Raw genomic sequence first — 4,491 nt, forward strand, 5'->3', positions numbered from 1 at the left:
GGAACAGGCCGCGGGGGGGGGGGAGCGGGGCGGTGAGGCAGGCGAGGCCGAGGTTGAAGGGGCCGAGGCCGATGCCGATGAAGTCGAGTTCGGACCCGGGTGCGGGTGCGGGTGCAGGTGTAGGTGGGGCCGGGGCCGGGGCTGCGGGTGTGGCTGCGGGCTCGGCCACGTCTTCCGATGGGGCTGCGGCCGGGACCGCGGCGTCGCGGGGGTCACGAGGCGTGGACAAGCGTCTCTCCCGTGGTCGTGGTGTCGAGGTAGCGGTCGGCGTGCTCGGCGAGCAGGTCGAGGACCGCGGTGATGTCGGCGAGAGTGGTGTTCGGGTTGAGCAGGGTGAACTTCAGGTAGTGGCTGCCGCGGACCTTCGTGGCGGCGACCACGGCCTGGCCGGCGGCGGACACCGCCTTGCGGGCGTGCAGGTTGGCGCGGTCGATGTCGGACGGGGTCGCGCTGCCGGACGGCAACCAGCGGAAGACCAGGGTGGACAGCGTGGGGCGGACGACGACCTCGAAACGGGGATCGGCGTCCAGCACCGCCCAGGCCGCGTCCGCCAGGTCCAGCACTTCGTCGAAGAGGGAGCCCACCCCCGTCGGCGCCCATCACCCGCAGCGTCATCCACAGCTTGAGCGCGTCGAAACGGCGGGTGGTCTGGAGCGACTTGTCCACCTGGTTGGGGATGCGCTCGGCCACCGCCCGGCGCGGGTTGAGGTAGTCGGAGTGATAGGTGGCGTGCCGCAGCATGCTCCGGTCGCGGACCAGTACGGTGCTCGAACTCACTGGCTGGAAGAAGGACTTGTGGTAGTCGACGGTCACGGAGTCGGCGGCCTCGATACCGTCGAGCAGGTGCCGCCGGGTGGTGGAGACGAGCAGTCCGCAGCCGTAGGCGGCGTCCACGTGCAGCCAGACGCCGTGTCGGGCGCAGAGCTCGGCGAGGGCGGGGAGCGGGTCGATGGAGCCGAAGTCGGTGGTACCGGCGGTGGCCACCACGGCCATCGGGACCAGCGCGTCACGGGAGCAGCGCTCCAACTCGCTTTCCAGTGAGGCCGGTTGCATACGGCGGTCGCGGTCGCAGGGGAGCGCGATGACCGCGTCCGCTGCCAGGCCGAGGAGTTTCGCGGACTTGCGGACACTGAAGTGCCCGCATTCGGAGGTCAGGATGCGCAGCCGGGCCGGATCGGCGCCGCGGCTGACCGCCTCCTCCCGTGCCAGCAGCAGCGCTTGGAGGTTGGACTGGGTGCCGCCGCTGGTGAACACCCCGTCGGCGGCCCGGCCGAGGCCGATCCGCGCCGCCGTCCAGTCGATCAGCCGGCGCTCGATCAAGGTGGCGCCCGCGCTCTGGTCCCAGGTGTCCAGCGAGGAGTTGACCGCGCTGAGCACCGCCTCGGCGGCGACCGCGGGGATCGCCACCGGGCAGTTGAGATGGGCCAGGTAGCGGGGATGGTGGAAGTAGACGGCGTCGCGCAGGTAGACCGATTCCAGTTCCTCCAGGGCGGCGGCGGTGTTGCCGAGGGGCTGGTCGAGTCGACGGCGTCGACCCGGGGGGCGAGGGCCTCAAAGCTGATGCCGGTGAACGGCCGGTCGGTCGCGGTCAGCGTGGCCGCCACCCGCTCGACTCCTTGGGCGACGGAGCGCCGGTACTGCTCCGTCGTGGCGTCACTGAGCAGGTGTGAGCGCATGGGTGGACCTCTCACTGGGGGGATAAGTTAGGTTAGCCTAACTTAACTCATCTGCCCGGTGGGTCCATCCCAGCTCTTCTGCCCCTTCCGCCGCCTACCTGCGCCGCGTTATTCGGACAATCCCAACTCCCTTGCGATCAGCATCCGCTGTACCTCGCTGGTGCCCTCGCCGATCTCCAGGATTTTGGCGTCCCGCCACATCCGGGCCACCGGATACTCGTTCATGAAGCCGTACCCACCGTGGATCTGGGTCGCCTCGCGGGCGTTGGTCACCGCGATCTCCGAACTGTAGAGCTTTGCCAGCGCCGCCTCCTTCTTGAACCGCTCCCCGCTCACCAGCCGCGACGCCGCGTCCCGCCAGGCCAGCCGCGCGGTGTAGGCCCGCATCTCCATGTCCGCGAGCTTGAACTGGATCGCCTGGTTGGTGCCGATCGGCCGCCCGAACGCCTTCCGCTGCTGCGCGTACGCCAGCGACTCGTCCAGGCACCCCTGCGCCAATCCGGTGGCCAGCGCGGAGATCGCGATCCGCCCCTCGTCCAGAATCCGCAGGAACTGGGCGTACCCACGGCCTTCCGCACCCAGTAGGTTCGCCGCAGGCACCCGGCAGTCCGCGAACGACAACTCCCGGGTGTCCGAGGCATTCCACCCGACCTTGCTGTACTTCTTCGACACCGTGAAACCCGGCGTCCCGGACGGCACGATGATCGAGGAGATCCGCGGCCGGCCGTCCTCCTTGCGGCCGGTCACCGCGGTCACCGTGACCAGACCGGTGATGTCGGTGCCGGAGTTGGTGATGAAGCACTTCGTGCCGTTGATCACCCACTCGCCGCTCGCCTCGTCCAGCCGCGCGGTGGTCCTGGTGCCGCCCGCGTCCGAACCGCACTCCGGCTCCGTCAGCCCGAAAGCGCCCAGCATCTCGCCCGAGCACAGCCGCGGCAGCCAGGTCCGCTTCTGCTCCTCCGTGCCGAACCGGAACACCGGCATCGCGCCCAGCGACACCCCCGCCTCCAGCGTGATCGCCACCGACGAGTCGACCCTGGCCAGTTCCTCCAACGCCAGCCCCAGCGCGAAATAGTCACCGCCCATCCCGCCGTACTCCTCCGGGAACGGCAGCCCGAACAGGCCCATCCGCCCCATCTCCCGCACGATCTCGTACGGGAATTCCTCCCGCTCGTAGAAGTCGCCGATCTTCGGTGCGATCACATCGCGGGCGAACTCCGCCACGGTCGCCCGCAGCGACTCGTGCTCCTCGGACAGACGGTGGTCGATCGACATGGTTACTGCTCCCGGTGGGTGAGGGCGCGGACGGTACGGGACGGGCTCGGCCGTCCCAACTGCTCCGCCATCCAGACGCTTGTGGCGCTGAGGCGGTCGAGATCGACCCCGGTCCTGATGCCGAGTCCGTGCAGCATCCAGACGAGGTCTTCGGTGGCGAGGTTGCCGGTGGCGCTCTTGGCGTAGGGGCAGCCGCCCAGGCCGCCGGCCGACGCGTCGACGACGCCGACGCCCCGCTGGAGTGCGGCCAGCGTGTTCGACAGCGCCTGGCCGTAGGTGTCGTGGAAATGCACCGCGAGGTGTCCGATCGGGACCCCGCCGGCGGTCAACTCGTCCAGCAGCGCCCCCACCTGGCCCGGCGTCGCCACCCCGATGGTGTCGCCGAGGCTCAACTCGGTGCAGCCCAGCTCGTACAGCCGGCGGGCCACCCCGGCCACCTGCTCGACCGGAACCGGGCCCTCCCAGGGGTCGCCGAAGCACATCGACAGATAGCCGCGCACCCGCACCCCCTCGGCCCGGGCCCGCGCCACCACCGGCTCGAACATCGCCAGTGACTCCGCGACCGTCCGGTTCAGGTTTGCCCGGGCGAAGGACTCGGTGGCGCTGCCGAACACCGCGATCTCCCGCACCCCCAGCGCCAGCGCCCGCTCCAGCCCCCGTGCGTTCGGCACCAGCACCGGCAGCCGCAGCTCCGGGTCTCGGGCCAGGTCGGCGAGGAGTGGCATCAGCTCGGCCGCATCCGCCAACTGCGGCACCCACTTGGGATGTACGAAGCTGGTCGCCTCGATCGTGGTCAGCCCCGCTTCCGCCAGCCGGTGCACGAACCGCGCCTTCACCTTCGTCGGCACCGTCGACTTCTCGTTCTGCAAGCCGTCGCGCGCACCGACCTCGTGGATGCGGACGTACTCCGGCAGGCCGGGCATCGGCACCACCATCGGCAGGCCCACAGGCAGCCCGTCGGTGCTGCCCGTGCCCGACCCTGCGTCGGCCGTGCCAGCCTCCGGGCCGCCGCCGCTGCTCCCGCTGCCGAGCCCCGTCGATCCGTCGCCGGCCGTCATGACGCCTCCCCGTCCCCGGAGCCGAGGGTCATGCCGTCCGGGTCGCCGTCGGGCGTGACCACCGCCAGCACCTGGTCCATCGCCACCGTCGAGCCCGCGGTGACATCGATCTCCGCCACCGTGCCGTCATGCGGCGCGGCGATCACGTGCTCCATCTTCATGGCCTCCACCACCAGCAGACTCTGACCGGCCACCACCTGCTCGCCCTTGGCGACCTTCACCACCGTGACCGTGCCCGGCATCGGCGCGGTCAGCGCACCACCCCCCGCGCCCACCGCCGCGCCGCGCAGCGCCGCCGCCACCGGGTCGTACGACTGCACCCGCCAGTTGTCGCCGTCCCGGCCGAGCCACTCGCCCGCCCGGTCGAAGGCGCACGCCATGCCTTCGCGGTACAACACCACCCGCGAGCCCGTCACGACGATCCGCGCCCGCACCTCCGGGCCGTCTCCGATCCGGACCCGGCCGTCGCGCACCCCCACCCG

Annotated in this window: 4 protein-coding genes and 1 pseudogene; all 5 read right to left on the reverse strand. The window is 71.0% G+C overall.

Annotated elements, in window-relative coordinates; genetic code table 11:
* On the reverse strand, positions 1-169 hold a 169-nt coding region (locus tag AC13HU_RS32760; protein ID WP_483045622.1), incomplete at its 3' end, for a SidA/IucD/PvdA family monooxygenase.
* Between the two features lie 43 nt (positions 170-212).
* Positions 213-1,676, reverse strand: a pseudogene (locus tag AC13HU_RS32765) (pyridoxal phosphate-dependent decarboxylase family protein).
* Positions 1,677-1,784: 108 nt separating this feature from the next.
* Complete coding sequence (locus tag AC13HU_RS32770; RefSeq protein ID WP_483045620.1) at positions 1,785-2,951, reverse strand: acyl-CoA dehydrogenase family protein; 1,167 nt, start codon at positions 2,949-2,951, stop codon at positions 1,785-1,787.
* A 2-nt stretch (positions 2,952-2,953) separates the two neighbouring features.
* Positions 2,954-3,886 carry a hydroxymethylglutaryl-CoA lyase gene (locus tag AC13HU_RS32775; RefSeq protein WP_483045623.1) on the reverse strand — a complete coding sequence of 311 codons (933 nt, stop codon included), beginning with the start codon at positions 3,884-3,886 and terminating at the stop codon, positions 2,954-2,956.
* 119 nt (positions 3,887-4,005) lie between these two features.
* Positions 4,006-4,491, reverse strand: a 486-nt coding sequence (locus AC13HU_RS32780; RefSeq protein WP_483045621.1) for an acyl-CoA carboxylase biotin carboxyl carrier protein subunit, incomplete at its 5' end; no start/stop codon positions are given.

The organism is Streptomyces sp. NH27 (assembly GCF_056859195.1).